At 75.1% G+C, this 20,845-nt stretch carries 21 protein-coding genes; 13 read left to right on the plus strand and 8 right to left on the minus strand.

Annotated elements, in window-relative coordinates:
- The first annotated feature begins 47 nt into the window (after positions 1 to 47).
- The 4 genes from ACWPWW_RS08330 (at position 48) to ACWPWW_RS08345 (ending at position 4,841) form a co-directional block, all read left to right on the plus strand.
- Positions 48 to 707, plus strand: a complete 660-nt coding sequence (locus ACWPWW_RS08330; RefSeq protein WP_454049851.1) for a hypothetical protein — start codon at positions 48 to 50, stop codon at positions 705 to 707.
- Positions 708 to 714: 7 nt separating this feature from the next.
- A complete protein-coding gene (locus ACWPWW_RS08335) occupies positions 715 to 2,418 on the plus strand; it encodes a SulP family inorganic anion transporter (RefSeq protein ID WP_454049852.1) in 1,704 nt (567 codons plus the stop codon).
- A 106-nt stretch (positions 2,419 to 2,524) separates the two neighbouring features.
- Positions 2,525 to 4,408: an alkyl/aryl-sulfatase gene (locus ACWPWW_RS08340; RefSeq protein WP_454049853.1), complete on the plus strand. Its 1,884-nt coding sequence runs from the start codon at positions 2,525 to 2,527 to the stop codon at positions 4,406 to 4,408.
- 37 nt (positions 4,409 to 4,445) lie between these two features.
- Positions 4,446 to 4,841, plus strand: coding sequence for a hypothetical protein (locus ACWPWW_RS08345; protein WP_454049854.1), 396 nt, complete (start codon positions 4,446 to 4,448; stop codon positions 4,839 to 4,841).
- 12 nt (positions 4,842 to 4,853) lie between these two features.
- On the opposite strand, the gene ACWPWW_RS08350 is transcribed toward ACWPWW_RS08345, so the two are convergent.
- Positions 4,854 to 6,176: a DUF1254 domain-containing protein gene (locus ACWPWW_RS08350; RefSeq protein WP_454049855.1), complete on the minus strand. Its 1,323-nt coding sequence runs from the start codon at positions 6,174 to 6,176 to the stop codon at positions 4,854 to 4,856.
- Positions 6,177 to 6,392: 216 nt separating this feature from the next.
- Between ACWPWW_RS08350 and ACWPWW_RS08355 the strand changes: the two genes are divergently transcribed.
- Together ACWPWW_RS08355 and ACWPWW_RS08360 are read left to right on the plus strand one after the other, a co-directional pair.
- Positions 6,393 to 6,890: a DUF1269 domain-containing protein gene (locus ACWPWW_RS08355; RefSeq protein WP_454049856.1), complete on the plus strand. Its 498-nt coding sequence runs from the start codon at positions 6,393 to 6,395 to the stop codon at positions 6,888 to 6,890.
- Positions 6,891 to 6,914: 24 nt separating this feature from the next.
- Entirely contained in the window at positions 6,915 to 7,583 is a 669-nt protein-coding gene (locus ACWPWW_RS08360) for a GAP family protein (RefSeq protein ID WP_454049857.1), read from the plus strand.
- A gap of 6 nt (positions 7,584 to 7,589) precedes the next feature.
- Here the strand turns inward: ACWPWW_RS08360 and ACWPWW_RS08365 are convergent, their stop codons facing one another.
- The 4 genes from ACWPWW_RS08365 to ACWPWW_RS08380 all read right to left on the minus strand — a co-directional run bounded on the left by ACWPWW_RS08365 (position 7,590) and on the right by ACWPWW_RS08380 (position 9,252).
- Positions 7,590 to 8,024 carry a hypothetical protein gene (locus ACWPWW_RS08365; RefSeq protein WP_454049858.1) on the minus strand — a complete coding sequence of 145 codons (435 nt, stop codon included), beginning with the start codon at positions 8,022 to 8,024 and terminating at the stop codon, positions 7,590 to 7,592.
- Positions 8,021 to 8,470, minus strand: a complete 450-nt coding sequence (locus tag ACWPWW_RS08370) for a hypothetical protein (RefSeq protein ID WP_454049859.1) — start codon at positions 8,468 to 8,470, stop codon at positions 8,021 to 8,023. Before ACWPWW_RS08370 ends, ACWPWW_RS08365 begins: the two co-directional genes overlap by 4 nt.
- The gene (locus ACWPWW_RS08375) at positions 8,467 to 8,679 is read right to left on the minus strand and encodes a DUF1049 domain-containing protein (protein ID WP_454049860.1); all 213 of its coding nucleotides are present in this window, start codon (positions 8,677 to 8,679) and stop codon (positions 8,467 to 8,469) included. The genes ACWPWW_RS08370 and ACWPWW_RS08375 overlap by 4 nt, the downstream gene beginning before the upstream one ends.
- Before the next feature lie 216 nt (positions 8,680 to 8,895).
- The gene (locus tag ACWPWW_RS08380) at positions 8,896 to 9,252 is read right to left on the minus strand and encodes a DUF6221 family protein (protein WP_454049861.1); all 357 of its coding nucleotides are present in this window, start codon (positions 9,250 to 9,252) and stop codon (positions 8,896 to 8,898) included.
- Positions 9,253 to 9,341: 89 nt separating this feature from the next.
- Between ACWPWW_RS08380 and ACWPWW_RS08385 the strand changes: the two genes are divergently transcribed.
- Positions 9,342 to 12,491, plus strand: coding sequence for a beta strand repeat-containing protein (locus tag ACWPWW_RS08385; RefSeq protein ID WP_454049862.1), 3,150 nt, complete (start codon positions 9,342 to 9,344; stop codon positions 12,489 to 12,491).
- Positions 12,492 to 12,521: 30 nt separating this feature from the next.
- Here ACWPWW_RS08385 and ACWPWW_RS08390 read toward each other — a convergent pair whose 3' ends face one another.
- A complete protein-coding gene (locus ACWPWW_RS08390) occupies positions 12,522 to 13,385 on the minus strand; it encodes a formylglycine-generating enzyme family protein (protein WP_454050423.1) in 864 nt (287 codons plus the stop codon).
- A 228-nt stretch (positions 13,386 to 13,613) separates the two neighbouring features.
- Positions 13,614 to 14,381: an arsenite methyltransferase gene (arsM, locus tag ACWPWW_RS08395; RefSeq protein WP_454049863.1), complete on the minus strand. Its 768-nt coding sequence runs from the start codon at positions 14,379 to 14,381 to the stop codon at positions 13,614 to 13,616.
- Between the two features lie 103 nt (positions 14,382 to 14,484).
- On the opposite strand from arsM, the gene ACWPWW_RS08400 reads away from it, so the two are divergent.
- From ACWPWW_RS08400 to ACWPWW_RS08410, 3 genes are all read left to right on the plus strand, one after another.
- Positions 14,485 to 14,859: an ArsR/SmtB family transcription factor gene (locus ACWPWW_RS08400; protein WP_454049864.1), complete on the plus strand. Its 375-nt coding sequence runs from the start codon at positions 14,485 to 14,487 to the stop codon at positions 14,857 to 14,859.
- A gap of 32 nt (positions 14,860 to 14,891) precedes the next feature.
- Entirely contained in the window at positions 14,892 to 15,368 is a 477-nt protein-coding gene (locus ACWPWW_RS08405; protein WP_454049865.1) for an N-acetyltransferase family protein, read from the plus strand.
- A 132-nt stretch (positions 15,369 to 15,500) separates the two neighbouring features.
- Positions 15,501 to 17,102: a vWA domain-containing protein gene (locus ACWPWW_RS08410; RefSeq protein ID WP_454049866.1), complete on the plus strand. Its 1,602-nt coding sequence runs from the start codon at positions 15,501 to 15,503 to the stop codon at positions 17,100 to 17,102.
- Between the two features lie 66 nt (positions 17,103 to 17,168).
- Here ACWPWW_RS08410 and ACWPWW_RS08415 read toward each other — a convergent pair whose 3' ends face one another.
- Positions 17,169 to 18,068 carry an SDR family oxidoreductase gene (locus ACWPWW_RS08415; RefSeq protein WP_454049867.1) on the minus strand — a complete coding sequence of 300 codons (900 nt, stop codon included), beginning with the start codon at positions 18,066 to 18,068 and terminating at the stop codon, positions 17,169 to 17,171.
- A 114-nt stretch (positions 18,069 to 18,182) separates the two neighbouring features.
- Between ACWPWW_RS08415 and ACWPWW_RS08420 the strand changes: the two genes are divergently transcribed.
- From ACWPWW_RS08420 to ACWPWW_RS08430, 3 genes are all read left to right on the plus strand, one after another.
- Entirely contained in the window at positions 18,183 to 18,752 is a 570-nt protein-coding gene (locus tag ACWPWW_RS08420) for a TetR/AcrR family transcriptional regulator (protein WP_454049868.1), read from the plus strand.
- Positions 18,753 to 18,980: 228 nt separating this feature from the next.
- Positions 18,981 to 20,165 (plus strand): sensor histidine kinase, encoded by a 1,185-nt coding sequence (locus ACWPWW_RS08425; protein WP_454049869.1) that lies wholly within the window; start codon positions 18,981 to 18,983, stop codon positions 20,163 to 20,165.
- Positions 20,158 to 20,817 carry a response regulator gene (locus ACWPWW_RS08430; protein ID WP_454049870.1) on the plus strand — a complete coding sequence of 220 codons (660 nt, stop codon included), beginning with the start codon at positions 20,158 to 20,160 and terminating at the stop codon, positions 20,815 to 20,817. The genes ACWPWW_RS08425 and ACWPWW_RS08430 overlap by 8 nt, the downstream gene beginning before the upstream one ends.
- Positions 20,818 to 20,845: the final 28 nt, after the last annotated feature.

The following is a 20,845-nucleotide window of genomic DNA, read 5'->3' on the forward strand; positions in this document are numbered from 1 at the left end:
TCACGGCAGTGCGCCGCCCGGCTCCGGGCCCGCCGCGAGGAGGTCGGATGAGCGAGCCGGAGGCGGGGCAGGAGGCGGGGCAGGAGACGCCGCGGCGGACGCGGCTCCGGGACGTCACCGCGCTCGCCGTGCTCACCGTCACCGCCGTGCTCACGGCGTGGAGCGGGTTCGAGTCCAGCAAGTGGGGCGGGGAGATGTCGATCGCTTTCTCGCGCGCCTCGTCCCAGCGGATCGAGGCGACGCGCTGGAGCGCGACGGCGGACGCCGCGCGGGGCTACGACCTCCAGACCTTCGCCCTCTGGCTGGAGGCGGTGGCGCAGGAGGACGACGAGCTCGCCACGTTCGTCGAGCAGCGGTTCGCCGAGCGGTTCCGCCCCGCCTTCGACGAGTGGGTCGCCGCGCGGCCGCTGCTGGACCCGGACGCCCCGCCGAGCCCGTTCGCGCTGGAGTCGTACCAGCCGCCCGGGACCGCGGAGGCGGCGGCGGCCGACGCCCGGGCCGACGAGTACTTCGCCCAGGCGCTGCGGAACAACCAGCGCGGCGACGACTACACGCTGCTCACGGTGCTGTTCGCGCTGGTCCTGTTCTTCGCCGCCATGTCCGAGCGGGCGCGCCGGGCGCTGTCCCGGCACGTGCTGCTGGGGCTCGCGGGCGTCCTGTTCCTGCTCGGCGTCGTCCTGCTGGCGACGTTCCCCAAGATCGTCTGAGGTCCCCGTGCCCCGCAGCCGGCTCTACCCCTCCCTGTCGGGCTACCGGCGCGCCTGGCTCGGCACGGACCTGCTCGCGGGCCTCACCGTCTGGGCCGTGCTGGTCCCGGAGTCGCTGGCCTACGCCACGATCGCGGGCGTCGACCCGGTGGTCGGGCTCTACGCCGCGGTCCCGTCGCTCCTGCTGTACGCGGCCGCGGGCAGCTCCCGGCACCTGGTCGTCGCGCCGATGTCGGCGACGGCAGCGCTGTCCGCGGGCGTCGTCGCCGCGTTCCGGCCCGGGGACGACGCGGCCTTCTGGGCGCTGACCACGGCCACCGCCCTGGTGACGGGTGTGCTCTGCGTGCTCGCCGGGGCGCTGCGCGCCGGCTTCCTGGCGTCGTTCATCTCGGAGCCGGTCCTCAAGGGCTTCATCGTCGGGCTGGCGCTGGTCATCATCGTGGGCCAGGTCCCCGCGCTGCTCGGCGTGCCCAAGGGCGAGGGGAGCTTCGTCGAGAAGGCGGTCGACGTGGTGCGGCGGCTGCCGGACACGGACCCCGTGACCGCGGTCCTCGGGGCGGCGTGCCTGGCGATCCTGCTGCTGGTGCGCCGGTTCGCCCCCCGGGTGCCCGGGGCGCTGGTCGTGGTCGCGCTCGGGATCGTGGCCGTGCTGACCCTGGGTCTGCAGGACGGCGGCGTCGCGGTGGTCGGCCCGATCGAGGCGGGGCTGCCGCCGCTCGGCCTGCCCGACGTGGACCTCAGCACCTACGGCGACCTGGTCGGCCCGGCCGCCGGCGTGATGCTCGTGGGGTTCGCGGAGGCGCTCGGCGCGGCCAAGACCTACGCCGCCCGCGCGGGCTACGACGTCGACGCGAACCGCGAGCTGCTCGGCATGGGGCTGGCCAACCTCGGCTCCGGGCTGGCGTCCGGCATGGTCGTCAACGGCAGCCTGTCCAAGACCGCGGTGAACGGCGGGGCCGGTGCCCGCAGCCAGCTGTCCGGGATGTCGGCGGCGGTGCTCACCCTCGCGACGCTGCTGTTCCTGACCCCGGTGTTCGAGTCGCTGCCCGAGGCGACGCTCGCGGCGGTCGTCATCGCGGCCGTCGTCGAGCTGGTCGACGTCCGGACCCTGCGCCGGCTGTGGGGGCTGGCGGGGGCGTCCGGCCGGCGGCTGTACGGCAACGTCGCCCGGTTCGACGCCTACGCCGCGCTCGCCGCGCTGGTCGGGGTGCTGGTGCTCGACACCCTGCCCGGGCTGGTGGTCGGGGTGGTCATCTCGCTCGTGCTGCTGCTGGCGCGGGCCTCGCGACCGCACGTCGCCACGCTCGTCAAGTCGCCCGACGGCACCTGGGTGGACGAGGAGCGCCGCTCCGTCCGCGGCAAGGCGCCCGGCAGCTCCGTGCCCGGCGTCCTGGTGGTCCGGGTGGAGTCGGGCCTGTTCTTCGCCAACGCCGACACGGTGCGCGCGGTCGTGCGCACCCTCGCCGCGGACCGGCAGGCGCGCCTGGTGGTGCTCGACGCGCGGACCGTGCCGTTCGTGGACAGCGCGGCCGCCGGCATGCTCGGGCTGCTGCGACGGGACCTCGACCGCGCGGGCGCGCGGCTGGTCGTCGCCGAGGACGTGGGCCAGGTCCGCGACGTCCTGCGGGCGGTCGCCGACGACGAGGACGGCCCGCTCCCCCGCTACGACACCGTCGACGCCGCGATCGCGGCGCACCTGCGGGAGCCCTGAGCCCGCGGACCTCATCCCTCCCGAGTGATGTCCGCCGACGTCGCCGTCGTGACGCTGGGACCAGCCGTCGCGCCCGCGCGGCACCCCGCACCCAGGAGAGCCGGCCATGCCCGTCCACCCCACCGTCGCCGCCCAGCACGCCGAGCAGCTCGGCACGCTCCCGTTCGCGGACACGCGTGACCTGGCCGACGCCGACCGCGGGTTCCTGGGGACGATCGACCCGCCGGTGGTCCGGGACGCCGACGGCCGGGTCGTCTGGGACGCGGCCTCGTACGACTTCGTCACCGGCGACGCGCCGGAGTCGGTGCACCCGAGCCTCTGGCGGCAGAGCGCGCTGGTCCGCCGGCACGGCCTCTACGAGGTGGTGCCCGGGATCTACCAGGTCCGCGGGTTCGACCTGTCCAACATCACGTTCGTCGAGGGCGAGCGCGGCGTCCTGGTGATCGACCCGCTCATCTCCACCGAGACCGCTGCGGCTGCGCTGGCGCTGTACCGCCGCCACCGCGGGGACCGGCCCGTCACCGGGCTGCTGTACACGCACAGCCACGTGGACCACTTCGGCGGAGCCCGGGGCGTCACGACCCAGGAGGCCGTGGACGCGGGCGAGGTCGTCGTCCTGGCTCCCGAGGGGTTCGTCGAGAACGCCGTGGCCGAGAACGTGTACGCCGGCACCGCCATGGGCCGGCGCGCGGGCTACATGTACGGGACGGCCCTGGACCGCGGGCCGGAGGGCGGCGTGGGCGCCGGCCTCGGGCAGGCCACCTCGACCGGCACGGTCTCGCTGATCGTCCCCACCCTGACGGTCACGCGGACGGGCGAGCAGCACACCGTCGACGGGATCACGATGGAGTTCCAGATGGCGCCCGGCTCCGAGGCGCCGGCGGAGATGCACGTGCACTTCCCGGACCGGTCCGCCCTCTGCATGGCGGAGAACGCGACCCACACGATGCACAACCTGCTGACCCTGCGCGGGGCCCTGGTCCGCGACCCGCGGTCGTGGTCGCGCTACCTCACGGAGGCGATGGCGCTGTTCGGCGACCGCTCGGACGTGGTGTTCGCCTCCCACCATTGGCCGACGTGGGGACGTGAGCAGGCGCTCGAGTTCATCGGGCTGCAGCGGGACCTGTACGCCTACCTGCACGACCAGACCCTGCGGCTGCTGAACCGCGGGCTGACCGGCCCGCAGATCGCCGAGGCCGTCCGGCTGCCTCCCGCGCTGGAGCAGGCCTGGCACGCGCACGGCTACTACGGGTCGACCAGCCACAACGTGAAGGCGGTCTACCAGCGCTACATGGGCTGGTACGACGGCAACCCCGCCCACCTGTGGTCGCTGCCCGTGCCCGAGTCGAGCCGCCGCTACGTCGCGTGGATGGGCGGGGCGGACGAGGTCGTCGCGCGGGCCCGCACCGCGTACGACGACGGCGACCTGCGGTGGGTGGTCGAGGTGCTCGACCACGTCGTCCAGTCGGAGCCGGACCACGCGGACGCCCGCGCCCTGCTCGCGGACGCGCACGAGCAGCTCGGGTTCGGCGCCGAGAACGGCACCTGGCGGTCCGAGTACCTCGCGGCGGCGTACGAGCTGCGGCACGGGTCGTTCGGCACCCCGACGGAGACCGGGTCGGCGGACCTGGTGGGCCGGCTCACCGTCGCGCAGCTGCTCGACAGCCTGGCGATCCGGGTGGACGGCCCCCGGTGCTGGGGCGAGCGGATCGAGCTGGACCTGGACCTCGGCGACGACGAGCCCCTGCGCGTGAGCCTGCACCACGGCGTCCTCGTGCACGGCGGCCGGCGGGGCGCCGCACCCGACGCGACGATCCACCTGACGCCGGCGCAGCTGACGCAGGTCGCGCTCGGGCTGCTGCCTCCCGACGGCCTCGCGGCCGCCGGGGTGCGGACGGACGGGGACGGCACCGCGCTGCCCCGGCTGCTCCGCGCGCTGCAGTCACCGGACCCCGACTTCCCGATCGTCACGCCCGCCACCTCGCGATGACGTCCACCCCCACCGATCTGCCGAGCAGGAGCCGACGATGATCATCTTCCTGATCCGGGTCGCGATCTTCCTGGGGTCCGCCGCCCTCGGGCTCTGGGTGACCTCCCTGGTCCTCGACGGGTTCCACCTCACCGTGAGCGGGTTCCTCGCCGCGGTCGTGGTCTTCACCGTCGCCCAGTCGGTGCTGGCGCCGTTCATCGCGTCGGTCGCCAAGCGGTACGCCGGCGCGTTCCTGGGCGGGGTCGGCCTGGTCTCGACCTACGTCGCGCTCCTGATCGCCACGACCTTCACCGGCGGGATCGAGATCACCGGCGGCGCGGCGACGTGGATCGCGGCGGTCGTCCTCGTGTGGCTGATCACCGCGCTGGCGACCTGGCTGCTGCCGCTGGCCTTCCTGCGCAAGCGGCTGCAGGCCCGGGGCGCCGGGAGCTGACGGCGCCGCCGGTCAGACGCGGACGACCGGGGGCAGCCGGTAGCTGCCGTCGAGCACCGCCGGCCCGGGGACATACATGCGCAGCACGGGACGGAACGCACCCGAGGGTGCCGGCAGCCAGTTCGCGACGTCGGCGGGCCGGGCGCGGCTCATGGTGAGGGTGACGCCGCCGTCGGGGTCGCGCACCAGCCCGGGGGTCCTGTCGCCGACGGAGTACCGGTCGATCTCGTTGCCGACCAGGAAGAAGTCGGGGACGTCGTACATGGTCACCGACCAGAACCCGTCGACGGGCGGCGGCGGCGACAACGTCAGCGTGTACGTCAGCTCGCCCGACAGCGGCTCCCCCCGGTCGTCGACGTAGGTCATCACGTACGCGGCCTCGTAGGCGTGGTTCCCCCACAGGCCGCCCAGCGCCGCCGCAGCGCGCTCGACGACGCGGAGCCGGGGGTCGTCGATGATGAAGGCCGGGTCGTCGACCGCGCCCACCTCGAAGAAGTCGGCGTTGTAGTCGAAGGCGTGCAGGGTCAGGTGCCAGCCGTTCACCACCGGGCTGTGCCCGGAGGTCAGCGTCGAGGCGACCAGGGCCCGCCCGGCGTCGTGGCCCTTGCGGAGCGCGTCCCGCAGCTCGGGGTCGAGCTCACCCACGGGGACGTCACCGGTCAGCCCGAGCGGCGCCAGGGCCTCCTGCCGGCCGCGGTCCCGCGCCGCGGGCGGGAACGCGCGGGACCAGACCCGGTACCGCTCCCAGAAGTCGAGGGCCGCGTCGCCGGTGCCCGGCACCTCGGGGACGCCCGCCGCCGGGCCACTGTCACCCGCTACCGGGGTGAGCGTGGTGGCGTCCTGCAGCGCGTGCACCGCCGGCAGGTCCTCGGCACCGGCCACCGCCCAGCGCCCGACGATCGACGCGACGCGGGTCGGGAACCGGATCACCGTGGCGTCGCCGAGGTCGGGCCCGTCCCAGTCCGGCGCCACGAGCAGGAACGTGCCGGCCGCCGTCCCCGTGGCGCGCTTGCCGACGTAGGCGAAGTTGTCCGTCCAGGCGTCGACCATCTGGAGCACGTAGTAGCGCCCGGCGGTGTCCGGGACGCTGAGCCGCACCGGCCCCGACCCGACGTCGACCTGCGCCATGGAGTACAGCGTGTCGTTGTTGATCGTCACGAACGTGTCGGCAGGTCCAGCCAGCTGCCGCGCGTGCCCGAAGGTGTTCCACCGGGCGCCGGGCACCGAGCCCACCCCGGTGGTGGCGTAGCGGAGCACCTGGTCCAGGTCGAAGACCAGCGGGAACGCGTACACGTATCCCTCCGTCGCCAGGTCGTGCAGCCCGTCGTGCTCCATGTCGCACCCCTCGCGGTCATCGTCGGCCAGCCGGCCGGCCCGCCGGTCCGACCGTCTCCCGCACCCCCGGACCGCGCCTCACCCGTGAGGGACGAGCGCGCCGCCCGGACCGCGCGCCGCCGACGGGGTCGCAGTCACCTCGTCCGGGTGAGGTGGCCCGGCGTCCCGGCGGCGACGCTGACCAGGCACGGACGGACCGGTGACGAGGAGACGACGATGGCGACACTCAGCGCGTGGAAGTTCGAGACCCCCGGCGGCGCGGACCAGGCCGAGCAGGCCCTGCTCGCGCTGCAGAAGCAGGAGCTCATCCAGGTGCACGACGCCGCCACGGTGTCGTGGGAGCCGGACCGCAAGAAGCCGAAGACCCGGCAGGCGAACAACCTCACCGCTGCGGGTGCCCTCGGCGGGACGTTCTGGGGGATGCTGTTCGGCCTGCTGTTCTTCGTGCCGCTCCTGGGCGCCGCGATCGGCGCGGCCGCCGGTGCCCTGGGCGGGGCGCTCACCGACGTCGGCATCGACGACGACTTCATCGACTCAGTCCGCAGCAAGGTCACGCCCGGCACCTCGGCGCTGTTCGTGCTGTCGTCCGGCGCCGTGACCGACCGCGTCATCGACGCGCTCAAGGAGCAGGGCGTCCACGGCGAGCTGATCCACACCAACCTGTCCGAGGACGAGGAGCAGAGGCTCCGGGCCGCCTTCGACGAGAACGTCTGACGCCCGGCCACCGGGTCCTCGACCGTGGGTGAGGCGATCGGCCAGTCGCTGCCCGTCGCCGTCGGCGTGCTGGTCAGCCCGATGCCGGTCGTCGCGGTCGTGCTGATGCTCGTCACGCCGCGTGCCCGCTCGAACGCGGCCGGGTTCCTGCTCGGCTGGGTCCTCGGGATCGCGGCGCTCGGCACCGTCGTGGTGCTGCTGGCGGGTGCGGTGTCCGGCGACGCCGACGGGACCCCGACGTGGCTGGCGGTCGTGAAGCTCCTGCTGGGCGTCCTGCTCCTGCTGGTGGCGGTGCGGAGCTGGCGGGGACGTCCCCGCGGCGGGGCGGTGCCGCCGGTCCCCGGGTGGATGCAGGCGATCGAGTCGTTCACCCCGGTGAAGGCGTTCGGGCTGGCCGTCCTGCTCGGCGTCGTGAACCCGAAGAACTTCCTGCTCGTGGTGTCGGGTGCCGCGTCGATCGCCGCGGCGACCACCGACACCGCCGGCCGGCTCGTCGCGCTGGGGGTCTTCGTGGTCGTGGCGTCGCTCGGCGTCGCCACCCCGCTCGTGGTCTACCTCGCGACCGGGCCGCGGGCGGCCGGGCTGCTGGACGACCTGAAGACCTGGATGGTGCAGAACAACGCGGCCATCATGGCGGTCCTGCTGCTCGTGATCGGCGCGAAGATGCTCGGAGACGGGATCGCCGCGCTCTGATGGCCGTCAGGAGGGGGCCGCGGGCGCCGTCCACCACACGTCGCGCCGTCCCCCGGCGTGGGCGAGCGCAGCGACCAGGAGCGCGAGCCGGCGCGGCTCGACCGACATCATCTCCCCGAGCCGGATCGCGGGAGCGTCGTCGACGCCGGACAGCGAGGCGGCGAACAGCAGCACCCGCCGCTCCCCCGCGGACATCGGCTCGACGAACGCCGACACGGCCGCGAAGTCGATCCACACCGCGTCGGACGGGTTCGCGTCGGACGGCTCCCGCCGGACCCACGGGTCCTGGGCACGCGCGAAGCCCGCACGGATCAGCAGCTCGGTCGCGGCCTCCAGCGGGAAGAGCCCCCGGGCCCACGCCCGCAGCCTCGGGTGCAGGTCGCCGCCGTCGTCCGACCCGCCGGTGCCACCACCCCGCCCCGTCGCGCCGCTCGGGATCACGCGAACCGGATCTCGTCGACGAGGTCCTGGACGTCCGCGGCCCGGTCGGCCTCCGTGGACCGCGCGACGAGCGCCTCGGCCTCACGCCGTTCGCGCTGGTCCGCGAGCGTGCGGTCGATGTCGCGCAGCAGCTCGGCGAGCTCGTGCGCCAACCCGCCGCGCAGCTGGTCCAGGTTGGTGCTGCCGATGAGCAGACGCCGGTCGGCCACGTCGAGCGTGACCCTCGGGTACCCGGCGTCCGCGAGCCGCCGCACGCTCTCGGGCGCCTGGATCGCCAGCCGCTCAGCGCCGCTCACCTGGCGCGAGAACACGGCGGGCACCGTGTAGAGCGTCGGGGCGTCCGGGGTGCCGAGCGTCGCGGGCAGCCCGCCCGACAGCACCGACGTCAGCCGCAGCTGCTCCTCGCCGCCGTCGACGGCGGCGCCGCGGGCGGACCGGGCGCTCATCGTCGCGCCGCGGTCGAGCCGCTGCTCATCCGTCGCCGGAGCTGCCCGATGCGCAGGGCCCCCGACATCAGCACGACCAGCCCGACGGCGAGTCCGGAGATGAGGAGGGCGAGCGCCAAGGGCGCCGTCCCGCTCATCCCGAGGAACGAGACCGCCACCGGGCCGGTGTTCTGCAGCATGAACACGACCAGCGCGATGAGCAGCAGCACGCCGACGCAGATGCCGAACCATGCCGCGCTGGCCCGGGTGCCCGAGCTGCGGGCGCGGCCGCCACCGTGAGATTCACGGCCGCGAGGTGACGAGGATTCCGGAGCGTTCTGGACGGGCATGACGCCCTCCGATGCTGGATCCGGGTCGTCACCTCACGAAGAGGCCCTCGACACCGGGCTGCTTCTCACTCTACGCCGCCCGGTGGAGGAGCGAGGTCACGCTGCCCACGCCGGGTCGAACTCCGGGTGGCCCGCGTACACCGAGGCCATCGCCCGCAGGATGCGGTCGCCGACGTAGTGGATCCCGCTGTCGTGGCGCGAGTCCGCCTCGCGCTCCATGTCGACCGTCTGGTCGAGGCCGGTCGCCTCGTCGGCGAGGACCACGACCTGCCGCTTGACCCGGCACTCGACCAGCACCCGCGCCGGGTCGGCGAGCTCCGCCAGGGCCGGGCCCGCGTCGACCTGCCGACCGGGGACGTGCTGCCGGGGGCTGCGCCCGGCATCGGTCAGCGCGCGCTCGGCCGTGCGCTCGTCCTCGGCGATCCGTGCGAGGAGGAAGGTGGTGAGCGTCATGGGCTGATCATGCCGCGCGGGTGAGGAGCCGTGCGGCACGCGGTGGCATCGTCGGCAGTCCTGGACCACGCCGGCGGCAGGGGGCCCCGATGCGGAGAGGCACCGCCGTGCTCGGCATCGCCGCGCTCCTGGCCGGTGCCGTCGTCCTGCCGATCGCGCCTCCAGCCGTGGCGGCGTCGCCGCCGGACACCACCGACACCGGTGACCCGCCACCCCCCGCGGACCCGACGACGCCGCCCGGCCTCGAGCAGCCACCACCGGTCCCCGACGACAGCGTCGTCGCGATGCCCCCGCTTGCCTCGCCCGCCATCGTGCCGGACGCGAACACCGTGCCGATCGCGTGGGCCGGCACTCCGGACCAGCGCCCGGCCGACGACGCGCTGCTGACGCTCCAGGCGGCCGTGACCTCCGCCCCGGCGGGCGGCACGGTGTCGTTCGACCCCGGCGGCTACGCGTTCACGGGCGCGATCACGGTCCCGCGAGCCGTGACGCTCGCCAGCAGCGCCCCGTCGGTGCTCTACACCCGGATCACCGTGACCGGCGGCGGCCTGGCCCTGGCGGACGACGTCGTCGTCGGTGCCGCGAGCACGGGCGCGGTCGTCACCGTCACGACGTCGGGAGCGGTGCTGTCCGGCCTCACGATCCGCAACCCGACCCCGGTGCTGCGGCCCACGGGGGTGCAGCTCGGGGCAGGCGTGACCGGCGTCGTCCTCGACGGGCTGGACGTGGACGGCGCGGGGCAGGCCTCGTCGTACGGCGTCAACCTGACGACGGGCGCCGCCACGCTCGCCGACGCCGCGATCACCGGCGTGAGCACGGGGGTCACCGCCACCGCCGCGTCCACCGCGAGCGGCATCGTCGTGGACGGCGGCAGCATCGCGGCCACCACCTCCGGTCTCTCGCTCGGCACCGCGACCGCGCCGCAGGTGCGCGGCGTCGAGGTCACCGGGCCGGCGGGTGCCGGCACCGGCGTGGACCTGGCCCGGTCGACCGGAGCGGTCGTCGACGCGGTCACCGTGCGGGGCTTCGCCCGCGGCATCGGCAGCGCGCCGACGGCGACCGGCGCCGGGCCGGCGATCACCGGCGTCGTCGTCGACGGCAGCAGCCGCGAGGGGATCGCGCTCGGGGCCACGACCGGCGCGCGGGTCACCGACGCGGTGATCACGCTGGCCGGCGCCGCCCAGTCCACCGGCGTCCTCGTCCTGCTCGCGAGCGGGGTGGTGATCGACCGGCCCACGATCGCGGGCGCGATGTACGGCATCACCACCCACGCGACCAACACGGGGACCGGGCCCACGATCACCCGTCCCCGGATCACGGCCTTCGGCGGGATCACCCTCGGCTCGACCCAGGGTGCGGTCGTCACCGGCGCGGTGCTGGACAACGGCACCTGGGGGCCGGCGGGGACCGGCATCAACCTGGTGAACGCCGGCCGCGTCACCGTCGCGGACGTGACCGCCACCGGCTTCCTGTACGCCATCGGCTCGCAGTCCACCGTCGACCCGGTCTCGGACCGGGTCGACATCGCGATCTCCGACCTCGTGGTCGACGGCGCACCGGGCGCCTCCAGCGGCGTCTACCTGCTCGGGGTGCGGAACGCCACGATCTCCCGGGTCACGGCCGAGCTCACCGGTGCCGCGCTGGTCATCCACCTGTCCGTGGGCGTCCGCGCCCAGGACGTCGAGGTGACCGGCCGCGCGGGCCCGACGTCGGTCACCGGCGCGGCGATCCTGCGCGCGTACGGGTCGCAGGACGTCGACGTCGACCGCGCCTCGATCGACGCCGGCTCGTACGGGTTCTTCTACTCCGGCACCGACGGCTCGGACGTGACCGACGCGTCGGTCGCGGGCGTGGTCGAGTACGGCTTCTACGGCCGCAGCGTCGCGAACCTGGACATCAGCGCGACGACGTTCACCGGGGTCTCGGCGGTCGGGCTGCTCGTCGTCACCGACCCCGACGACGGCATCAGCCACGACATCGCGGTGCACGACACCGTCATGGCCGGGAACGACGCGGGCATCCAGGTGCTGCAGGGCACCACCCGCGTGCGGATCGAGCGCAACACCGTCAGCGGGCAGCAGGACTTCGTGACCGCGGGCCCCGCGCACGGCCTGCTGGTCGCGGACAACGCCGTCGAGCAGACCGGCAGCCCCGGCGCCGCCGCGATCACGGTCGCACCGCTGTGGGCCGACGGGGCCGACCCCGGGTCGTCCTCGTCCTCCGACGTCGTGATCGCCGGCAACGTCTTCACCGGCGGCGGGACGTGGCTCCAGGTGGGGACGGCGGACCCGGGCGACGCGACGGCCGCCCGCCGCACGCTGCGCGACGACGTGCTGGTCACGGGCAACACCTTTCCCCGGGGCACCACGGCCGTCCGCACCTTCCCGAACGCCGTCGTGGGCGACGACACCGCCCCGGCCACGCGGGCGCTCCCGGGCGGCGGACCGGTCGCGGTGGACGCCCGCGACCACGACGACCCGAACGACTGGGGCTCGGCGTGCGGGCCGACCGGTCTGCTCGACGGCGCTCCGTCCTACGACGGCGGCGGCGCGGAGGTGCTCGAGCTCACCGAGGCACCCGTCCTGTACCCGATGACGTGCATCGACCTGTCCCTCACCGAGGCCCTCGACACCGGTCCGGTCCGACCGGGCGACCTGGTGAGCTGGACCCTCGCGCCCCGGAACGCCGGCCCACGCGTGGCGCCCGCCGGGTGGACGATCACCCAGCTGCTCCCCGACGGGGTCGAGCTGGTCGCGATGACGGGTGCCGGCTACGTCGTCGAGGGGGCCACCGCCACGGCCACGGTCGACCTGCCGCTCGACGGTGCCGGCCCGCCGCTGACCGTCACCGTGCGGATGGTCGCCGCACCACCGGGCGGGTCGACGGTGCGGAACGTGGCCTACGTGGCGCCGGCACCGGACGCCGACCTGGACGGGGACGGCGTCGTGGACGCGGTCGTCGAGCCGCTCGGCCCGCTCGTCGTGCCCACGATCGGCACCGACACCGACGCCACGGCCACCGACAACGACGCCCAGGGCGTGTGGACCGCGGTCGGGGACGCGGCGTCGCCCGCCCCCGGAGGTGGCGGTGACGACCGCGGGACCTCCGGCGAGGTCCTGGCCTTCTCGGGCGTGGACGCGCTGCCGCTCGCGCTCCTCGCGCTCGTGCTCCTGGGCGCCGGCCTCGTCGCGGTGGCGCAGCGGCCCCGCGGCCGTGACGGGGACGCGCCACCGGGGTGAGACGCACTCCGCAGCCCCGGTGCGGTGCCGTCACCCGGCGGCGGGGTCGTCCGCCGCGCACCGGAACCCGAGGTGCGACGTGGCGCTGTCGTCGCTCTGCGGCGACCGCGCCGCGGGCCGGTACCGGAGGCAGTACTCCGGGGCGCACAGGTGCGAGCCGCCCTTGGTCACCCGCACCACCCGGGGGGACGTCGTCGACGACAGCAGGTCCGGGCGCCGCCCGCGCTCCACGCCCCCGACGGCGAGCGGAGGGACGTGCCGGGGGGTGAACACGTCGGACGTGCGCTCCCAGACGTTGCCGATCATGTCGAGGAGCCCGTACCCGTTCGCCGGGTAGGCGCCGACGGGGGACGTCCCGCCCCACCCCTCCGACCGGTACGGGAACGCGCCGAGCCAGGTGTTGGCCATGCGCTGCCCGCCGGGCGCCGGCTCGGAGCCCCAGGCGTACGTCGCGGCCTCCAGCCCGCCGCGCGCCGCGCGCTCCCACTCGGCCTCGGTCGGCAGCCGCCGCCCCGCCCACGCGGCGTACGCCGCGGCGTCCTCGTAGGCGACGTGCACCACGGGGTGGTCGGGCAGCTCCTCGACTCCGGACCCCGGGCCCCGCGGGTCCCGCCAGGAGGCACCCGGCTGCCAGCGCCACCACTGGCGCCAGTCGCCCAGGTCGACCGGCCCGGACGTCGGGGTGAACACCACCGATCCCGCGACGAGGTCGGCCGGGTCGGCGTCCGGGAAGTCCGCCGGGTCGGGGTCGCGCTCGGCCAGGGTCACGTGCCCGGTGTCCGCCACGAACGCGGCGAACTGCGCGTTGGTGACGGGGTGCCGCTCGATCGCGAACGGCGCGACGAGGCGGTCGTGCGCCGGTCCCTCCTCGGGATAGCCGGCGTCGGACCCCATGCGGAACGTGCCGCCGGGAACCGGGACGAGCTCGGTGAGCGCCACGTCGCCAGCATAGGGACCGGGCCTGCGGGACCCCGGTGCGGCCGCCGGCGCGACCGTCGCGGCCCGCTCGCGCTCGCTGCGGCCCTGCTCGGTGCCGGCTCGCCGCGCGGCGGGTGCCGCTGCGGCGCGCGGATCAGGCGGGGCAGCAGGCCGGTGCCGCGTGCGGGTTACACCTGGCGTCCATCACTCCTCCTCGGCGGCCGGCTTGCGGGCGCGGACGATCGCGCCGTGCATCCCGTCGGCGACGGGGTGCGTGAACCGGACCTCGGCGTCGACGAACCCCGCCGCCGCCAGCCCGTCGAGGTACTCGCTGCGGGACAGCGCTCCGGCGATGCAGCCGACGTACGAGCCGCGCTCGCTGCGCTGCTCCGGCGTCAGGTCGTCCTCCGCCACGACGTCGGAGATGCCGACGCGGCCACCGGGCATCAGCACCCGGAACGCCTCGGAGAGCACCGCGGGCTTGTCGGTCGACAGGTTGACCACGCAGTTGGAGATCACGACGTCCACGGTGGCGTCGTCCAGCGGCAGGTCCTCGATCGTGCCCTGACGGAACTCGACGTTGACCGCGCCGGCCCTCGCGGCGTTCGCGCGGGCGAGGTCGAGCATCTCCTCGGTCATGTCCACCCCGTACGCGAAGCCGGTGCCGCCGACCCGACGGGCCGAGAGCAGCACGTCGATCCCGCCGCCCGATCCCAGGTCCAGGACGCGCTCGCCCTCCCGCAGCTCCGCGACCATCAGCGGGTTGCCGCACCCGAGCGAGGCGGCCAGCGCCTCCGCGGGTACCGCAGCCGCGTCCTCGGCGCCGTACAGCGTGGCGCCGAACCGCGCGTCGACCACCAGGTCCTGCGGGCCGCAGCCGCCACCGCCGCCGCAGCAGCCGGCGTCACCGCTGCCCTGCACCGCCGCCTGCGCGTACCGGGACCGGACCTGCTCACGGATGTCCTGCACCATGACTCCTCCAAGGGATCGATCACCGTCGATGCGATGAGACTGGCAGCAGGCATCGGCGGCTGTCAACATCGACAACGGTCGATGTCTGCGCGAGGATGTGGTCATGGCCCTGGACCTGCTCCCCGTCGGCACCGCGGCGTCGACCACCTGCTGCAGCCCCGTCACCGGCACCACGATGTCCCCGGAGGACGCCGACCGGACCGCCCGCACGCTCAAGGCGCTGGCCGACCCCGCCCGCCTCCGGCTGCTGTCGATCATCGCCGCGCACGAGGGCGGCGAGGCGTGCGTCTGCGATCTCACCGAGCCCGTCGGGCTGTCCCAGCCCACCGTGTCCCACCACCTCAAGGTGCTGACCGAGGCCGGGTTCGTGATCCGCGAGAAGCGGGGGGTCTGGGCGTACTACACGATCGTCCCGAGCGCCGTGGAGCAGCTCACCCGGCACCTCGGGGAGCACCTGGCGGGACCGGCGACCGCGTGACGGCGACGGGCACGGACGTGCGGGTCGCCCCGATGACCGAGGCGCACGCCGAGGCCGTCCTGCGCATCTACCGGCACGGCATCGACTCGGGGCTGGCGACGTTCGAGTCCGACGTGCCGGGCTGGGCGGAGTTCGACGCCGGTCACCTCCCCGAGCACCGCCTGGTCGCGCTCGGCGAGGGCGACGCGGTGCTCGGCTGGGTCGCCGTGTCCCCGGTCTCGGGGCGGTGCGTGTACTCCGGCGTGGTCGAGCACTCGATCTACGTGGACCCGTCGGCGCACGGCCGGGGCGTCGGCCGGACCCTCCTCCAGGGGCTCTTCGCCTCCGCCCGGGACGGCGGGGTCTGGACCGTCCAGTCGGGCGTCTTCCCGCAGAACACCGCCAGCCTCGCCCTGCACGCGGCAGCCGGGTTCCGGGTGGTCGGGACCCGTGAGCGGCTCGGGTTCATGCGCCACGGTCCGCTCGCCGGGTCCTGGCTCGACGTCGTGCTGCTCGAGAAGCGGCTGTAGCCGGAGCGCCCTCCCCCGCGGTGTCGCCGGCCGGCCCCCGTGACCAGACCGGTACGGTCGCGTGACCGTCCCGTGCTGTTCCCGCAGGTCACGGACCCGCGAGCATGCAGTCCTCAGACGATGGAGGCTCACATGCGCGGTCGGTGGTCGACGGATGCTCGTCCCGGGTCCTGGGGGCGCGCACGGGAGCGTGCGGTCGCCGCGGCGGCCGTGCTGGCGGTGCTGGGGGCGCTCGGTGCCTGCGGAGCGGGCGGGTCGAGCGACGCCTCCTACGGGCAGGAGGTGGCGCAGCACGACGCCCTCGCCCCCGAGGAGTGGCGGGACGTCCCGACCACGCCGCAGGAGGAGTACGACGACTCCCCGGAGCAGCCGTTCCAGGAGGTGACGACCAGCCCGCTGTCGACGTTCGCCTCCGACGTCGACACCGCGTCCTACAGCAACATGCGCCGGCAGCTGACGCAGGGGGTCGAGCCGGAGGGCGTGCGGATCGAGGAGCTGGTCAACTACTTCGACTACGACTACCCGGCCCCCGAGCCGGACGCGGCCGACCCGTTCACCGTGACGACGCAGGTCGCCGACGCGCCGTGGGCGCCGGAGCACCAGCTCGCGATGATCGGCGTGCAGGCGACGGACGCCGTGCCGACCAGCCGGGGCAACAACATCGTCTTCCTGCTCGACGTGTCCGGGTCGATGGACGAGCCGAACAAGCTGCCGCTGCTCGCCGAGTCGTTCGGGCTCCTGGTGAAGCAGCTCGACGAGGACGACACCGTCTCGATCGTGACGTACGCCGGCAGCGACGCGGTGCTGGCGGACTCGGTGCCGGGGAGCGAGCGCGACGAGCTCGTGCGGATCCTGCGCGAGCTGCGCGCCGGGGGGTCGACCGGAGGGGCCGCGGGCCTGCAGACCGCGTACGAGCTCGCGGCCGAGAACTTCATCGAGGGCGGGAACAACCGGGTCGTCCTGGCGACCGACGGGGACTTCAACGTCGGGCCGTCGACCCCCGAGCAGCTGACGGGGCTGATCGAGGAGCACGCCGCCACCGGTGTGCACATCTCGGTCCTCGGGTTCGGCATGGGCAACCTCAAGGACAGCACGATGGAGGCGATCGCCGACCACGGGAACGGCAACTACGCCTACATCGACACCATCGACGAGGCGCGCAAGGTCCTCGTCGACGAGTTCGACTCCACGATGTCCGTCGTCGCCCAGGACCTCAAGATCCAGGTCGAGCTCAATCCCGCGTCCGTCTCGCGGTACCGGCTGCTGGGCTACGACAACCGCCGCCTGGAGGACGAGGAGTTCGACGACGACGCCGAGGACGCCGGAGACGTCGGCGCCGGGCACTCGGTCACGGCGTTCTACGAGCTGGTGCCGGCGGACGACGAGGACGGTGCCGACGGTGACGACGACCTCGACTACCAGGACCGCGCGACGGCGGGCTCCAGCGACTTCCTGACGGTGCACGTCCGCTACAAGGACCCCGGAGCGACGGAGAGCACGGAGGTCGTCGTCCCTGCCGGAGCGGACACGTACACGCGCTCCCCCACCAGCGACTTCAGGTTCGCCTCCGCCGTCGCGGAGTTCGGCCTGGTGGCGAGCGGGTCCGAGTACGCCGACGGAGCGGACCCGGCCCGCGCCCGCGACCGCGCCCGAGCCGCGCTCGGGGAGGACCCCTACGGGTTGCGCACGGAGTTCGTCGGCCTCGTCGAGGAGTACGGGCGGATCGCGGGCTGACCGGCCGGCCGGCGCGCACGGCGGCGCGCCGCCGGCCGGAACGGTCCGCCCCTCGGGCGCCCCGCGTCAGGTCGCCGGCAGGTACGCCCCCGCCGCGATGTCCTCCAGGAGCGTCGGCCCGGTCGGCTCCCAGCCGAGTCGCTCGCGGGTGAGCGCGCTGGACGCCGGCGCGTCGAGGGCGAACAGCCCGCCGATCCAGCCGAAGTGCGCAGCCGCGTCGGCGGGATCGACGGAGCGCACCGGAACGCCGAGCGCGGCGCCGATCGCCGCAGCGACGTCCCGCGTGGGCACCCCCTCCTCGGCGACCCCGTGCACGGCCGTGCCGGCCTCGGCCTTCTCCAGCGCGAGCGCGACGAGCCGTCCGACGTCGGAGCGGTGCACGGCGGGCCACCGGTTGGCACCGGCACCGACGTGGGCGGAGAACCCGCGCTCGCGGGCGACCTCCACCAGCCGGGCGACGAACCCGCGGTCCCCGGTGCCGTGCACGGTCGGCGCGAACCGCAGCGCGACCGGGCGCACGCCGCGGTCGGCGAGCCCGAGCGCGAGGGCCTCGCTGGCGCCGCGCGGGGCGTCGGGTCCCGCGTCGGGCGACCGCTGGTCCTCCGTCAGGACACGCCCGGGCGCGACCCCGGCGATCCCGGCGGCGAGCAGCAGCGGCCGACCGGAGCCCGCCAGGACGTCGCCGAACGCCTCGACGGCTGCGCGCTCGGTGCGGCCGGCGCCCGCGTAGTCGGTGAAGTCGTGCTTGAACGCGAGGTGCACGACCGCGTCGGCGTCCTCGGCCCCGGCGCGCAGCGAGCCGAGGTCGTCGAGGTCCCCGCGCCGGACGGCGGCCCCGCTCGCCGCGAGCGCCGCGGCGGAGGCCTCGGACCGGGCGAGGCCGACGACGTCGTGCCCCGCGCCGAGCAGCTCGGGCACGACGGCCGAGCCGATGAAGCCGGATGCACCGGTGACGAACACGCGCATGGGAAGCCCTCCTGAAGGCGCACCCCGGCAGACCGGGTGCGATGGTAATGTCAGTTGCTGACATCAAAGACGATACGTCAGATGTCAGCGGCTGTCATCACTACACTGATCGCCATGGGACGCTGGGAGCCGGACGCGCGCGGGCGGATGGCGCAGGCCGCGCTCGCGCTCTACGCCGAGCGCGGGTACGAGCAGACGACGGTCCAGGACATCGCCGAGCGCGCCGGCGTCACCGAGCGGACCTACTTCCGGCACTTCGCGGACAAGCGCGAGGTGCTGTTCGACGGCTCGCACACGCTCGAGCGGCTGACCGTCGAGGGCGTCCGGGAGGCCCCCGACGACCTCGGCCCCCTGGCGGTGGCCGAGCACGGCATGCTGCGCGGCTGCGCCGCCCTCGCGGACCGGTACGAGCACGCCCGGACCCGCGCTTCGGTCGTCGCGGCCAACCCGAGCCTGCAGGAGCGCGAGCTGCTCAAGATGGCGCAGCTGCGGTCGGCGGTCGCCGAGGCCCTGCGCGAGCGCGGCGTGACCGAGCCGACCGCGTCCCTCGCCGCTGAGTCGGTCGTCACCACCTTCGGGACCGGGTTCGCCGCCTGGGTCGCGACCGACGACGGCACGCCCGGGCTGACCGAGCACGTCGCCTCGGCCCAGGCGGCGCTCCGCGCCCTCGTCGTCGCGGGCTGACCGGGGGCGGCCCGAACCGAGCCAGGAGGCCCCGCGCGCAGGGCGCCGGCCTCGTGTTCCGGGCGCGCTGATCGCGACCATCGCCGACTGAGCGGAGGTCACCGGGTGATCTCCGCCCCGCGTCGACCAAGCCCCGGTTCCTGTCACGACGACGCTGCACGCGGTGGCTGCCCCGAGGTGTGGTCGACCGGCCACGTGTCCCGCTCGCGGCCGCCTTACGCTGGCCCCGTGACCAGGGAGCCGACGCGCGCGGCGGTGCTGCCGCTCGCCGTGGCGGCCACGCTCGGTGCGCTCGCGCTCGCGGCGACCGTCACGCAGTCCCCCGCCGAGCCGGCGCTGCACTGGGCGGCCGACGCCGCCGCGGGTGTCGGTGCGGTCGCGCTGCTGGCCCTGCGCCGCCGGCACCCGGTCGCCGTCGCGGTGCTCGTCGTGCTGGCGTCGGCAGTCGCCTCGTCCGTGTTCGGCGCCACGCTGGTGGCGATCGTGTCCCTGGCGACCCGGCGGCGGTGGCGGTCGGTGATCGGGGTGGGGCTGCTGCTCGTCGCCGTCACGGTCGGGGACGACCTGCTGGCCGGGCGGACCGACCTCGTCTGGGGGCGGAGCGCGCTGGTCGTGGCCGTCTACTCGGCGCTCGCCGCGGCGGGCGCGTACCTCGGCAGCCGGCGCGACCTGCTGGCGGCCCTGCGGGAACGCGCGGCCTCGGCGGAACGGGAGCGTCAGGCGGCGGAGCAGGCGCAGGCCGCCCGCGTCGAGCAGGCGCAGGTGGCGGAGCGGACCCGGATCGCCCGCGAGATGCACGACGTGCTCGCGCACCGCATCTCGCTGGTGGCCCTGCACGCGGGGGCGCTCGCGTTCCGGTCGGACGTCCCTGAGGCGGAGCGGGCCGCGACCGCCGCGGTGGTGCGGGACAACGCCAACCTGGCGCTGGCGGAGCTGCGGCAGGTGCTGGGGGTGCTGCGGGCCGGGTCGGGCGACGGTACGCCCGAGGCGCCGCAACCCACGCTCCGCGCACTGGACGAGCTGGTCGCCGAGGCCTCGGCCGCGGGCGGGGTCCCGGTCGACGTGACGATCCCCGACGCGACCCGGTCGGCGCTCGGGCTCCTCCCGGCGCCGCTCGGGCGGGACGCGTACCGGATCGTGCAGGAGGGGCTGACGAACGCCCGCAAGCACGCCCCGGGCGCGCCGGCGCGGGTGGCGGTCGGCGGCGGCCCCGGCGGTCTGCTGACCGTCGAGGTGCGCAGCGGTGCCCCGACGCGTCCGCCGGCCGGCGTCGAGGGGTCCGGCACCGGGCTGGTCGGCGTGGCCGAGCGGGTCCGCCTGGCCGGTGGGCGGCTGGACCACGGGCCGGACGACGACGGCGGGTACCGGCTGCGCGCCGTGCTGCCCTGGGACGAGGAGGAGCAGGATGGCTGAGACCCCGATCCGGGTGCTGCTGGCGGACGACGAGGAGCTCGTGCGGACCGGTCTGCGCCTGGTGCTCGGCGCGGACCCGGCGGTCGAGGTGGTCGGCGAGGCGCAGGACGGCGAGGAGGCAGTGCGTCTGGTCGCCCGCACGGAGCCGGACGTCGTCCTGATGGACATCCGGATGCCGCGGATGGACGGCCTGGCGGCGCTGCGCCGGATCCGGCAGGACCGCCCGGGCCTCGCCGTCGTCGTGCTCACGACGTTCGACACCGACGACATGGTGCTGACGGCGCTGCAGGACGGCGCGACCGGGTTCCTGCTGAAGAACACGTCCCCGCCCGACCTCGTCGCGGCGGTGCGGGCGGCCGCCGCGGGCCGGCCGATCCTGTCCCCGTCGGTCACCGCCCAGCTGATCCGCGCGGTCGGCAGCGGACCGGACCGGGTGGCGACCGCCGACGCGCGCGGGCGGCTGACGGCGCTGACCGAGCGGGAGCTCGAGGTCGCGCGCGCCGTGGCACGCGGGCTGTCGAACGCGGACATCGCCGCCGAGCTCTACATGAGCGTCGGCACGGTGAAGACGCACATCGGGCACCTGTTCGACAAGCTCGGGCTCGACAACCGCGTGCAGGTCGCCCTGCTCGTGCGCGACGCCGAGGGCTGACCTCGCTGCGACGAAAGTCGCAGCGAGC

The organism is Cellulomonas sp. Marseille-Q8402, assembly GCF_965119525.1.

Coding starts and splice junctions, on each gene's coding strand:
- ACWPWW_RS08350 (WP_454049855.1), bottom strand. CDS start 6,176: ATGGAGCACGACGGGCTGCACGACCTGGCGACGGAGGGATACGTGTAC.
- ACWPWW_RS08415 (WP_454049867.1), bottom strand. CDS start 18,068: ATGCGCGTGTTCGTCACCGGTGCATCCGGCTTCATCGGCTCGGCCGTC.
- ACWPWW_RS08340 (WP_454049853.1), top strand. CDS start 2,525: ATGCCCGTCCACCCCACCGTCGCCGCCCAGCACGCCGAGCAGCTCGGC.
- ACWPWW_RS08390 (WP_454050423.1), bottom strand. CDS start 13,385: ATGGGGTCCGACGCCGGCTATCCCGAGGAGGGACCGGCGCACGACCGC.
- ACWPWW_RS08410 (WP_454049866.1), top strand. CDS start 15,501: ATGCGCGGTCGGTGGTCGACGGATGCTCGTCCCGGGTCCTGGGGGCGC.
- ACWPWW_RS08330 (WP_454049851.1), top strand. CDS start 48: ATGAGCGAGCCGGAGGCGGGGCAGGAGGCGGGGCAGGAGACGCCGCGG.
- arsM (WP_454049863.1), bottom strand. CDS start 14,381: ATGGTGCAGGACATCCGTGAGCAGGTCCGGTCCCGGTACGCGCAGGCG.
- ACWPWW_RS08405 (WP_454049865.1), top strand. CDS start 14,892: ATGACCGAGGCGCACGCCGAGGCCGTCCTGCGCATCTACCGGCACGGC.
- ACWPWW_RS08345 (WP_454049854.1), top strand. CDS start 4,446: ATGATCATCTTCCTGATCCGGGTCGCGATCTTCCTGGGGTCCGCCGCC.
- ACWPWW_RS08370 (WP_454049859.1), bottom strand. CDS start 8,470: ATGAGCGCCCGGTCCGCCCGCGGCGCCGCCGTCGACGGCGGCGAGGAG.
- ACWPWW_RS08430 (WP_454049870.1), top strand. CDS start 20,158: ATGGCTGAGACCCCGATCCGGGTGCTGCTGGCGGACGACGAGGAGCTC.
- ACWPWW_RS08420 (WP_454049868.1), top strand. CDS start 18,183: ATGGGACGCTGGGAGCCGGACGCGCGCGGGCGGATGGCGCAGGCCGCG.
- ACWPWW_RS08380 (WP_454049861.1), bottom strand. CDS start 9,252: ATGACGCTCACCACCTTCCTCCTCGCACGGATCGCCGAGGACGAGCGC.
- ACWPWW_RS08355 (WP_454049856.1), top strand. CDS start 6,393: ATGGCGACACTCAGCGCGTGGAAGTTCGAGACCCCCGGCGGCGCGGAC.
- ACWPWW_RS08385 (WP_454049862.1), top strand. CDS start 9,342: ATGCGGAGAGGCACCGCCGTGCTCGGCATCGCCGCGCTCCTGGCCGGT.
- ACWPWW_RS08400 (WP_454049864.1), top strand. CDS start 14,485: ATGGCCCTGGACCTGCTCCCCGTCGGCACCGCGGCGTCGACCACCTGC.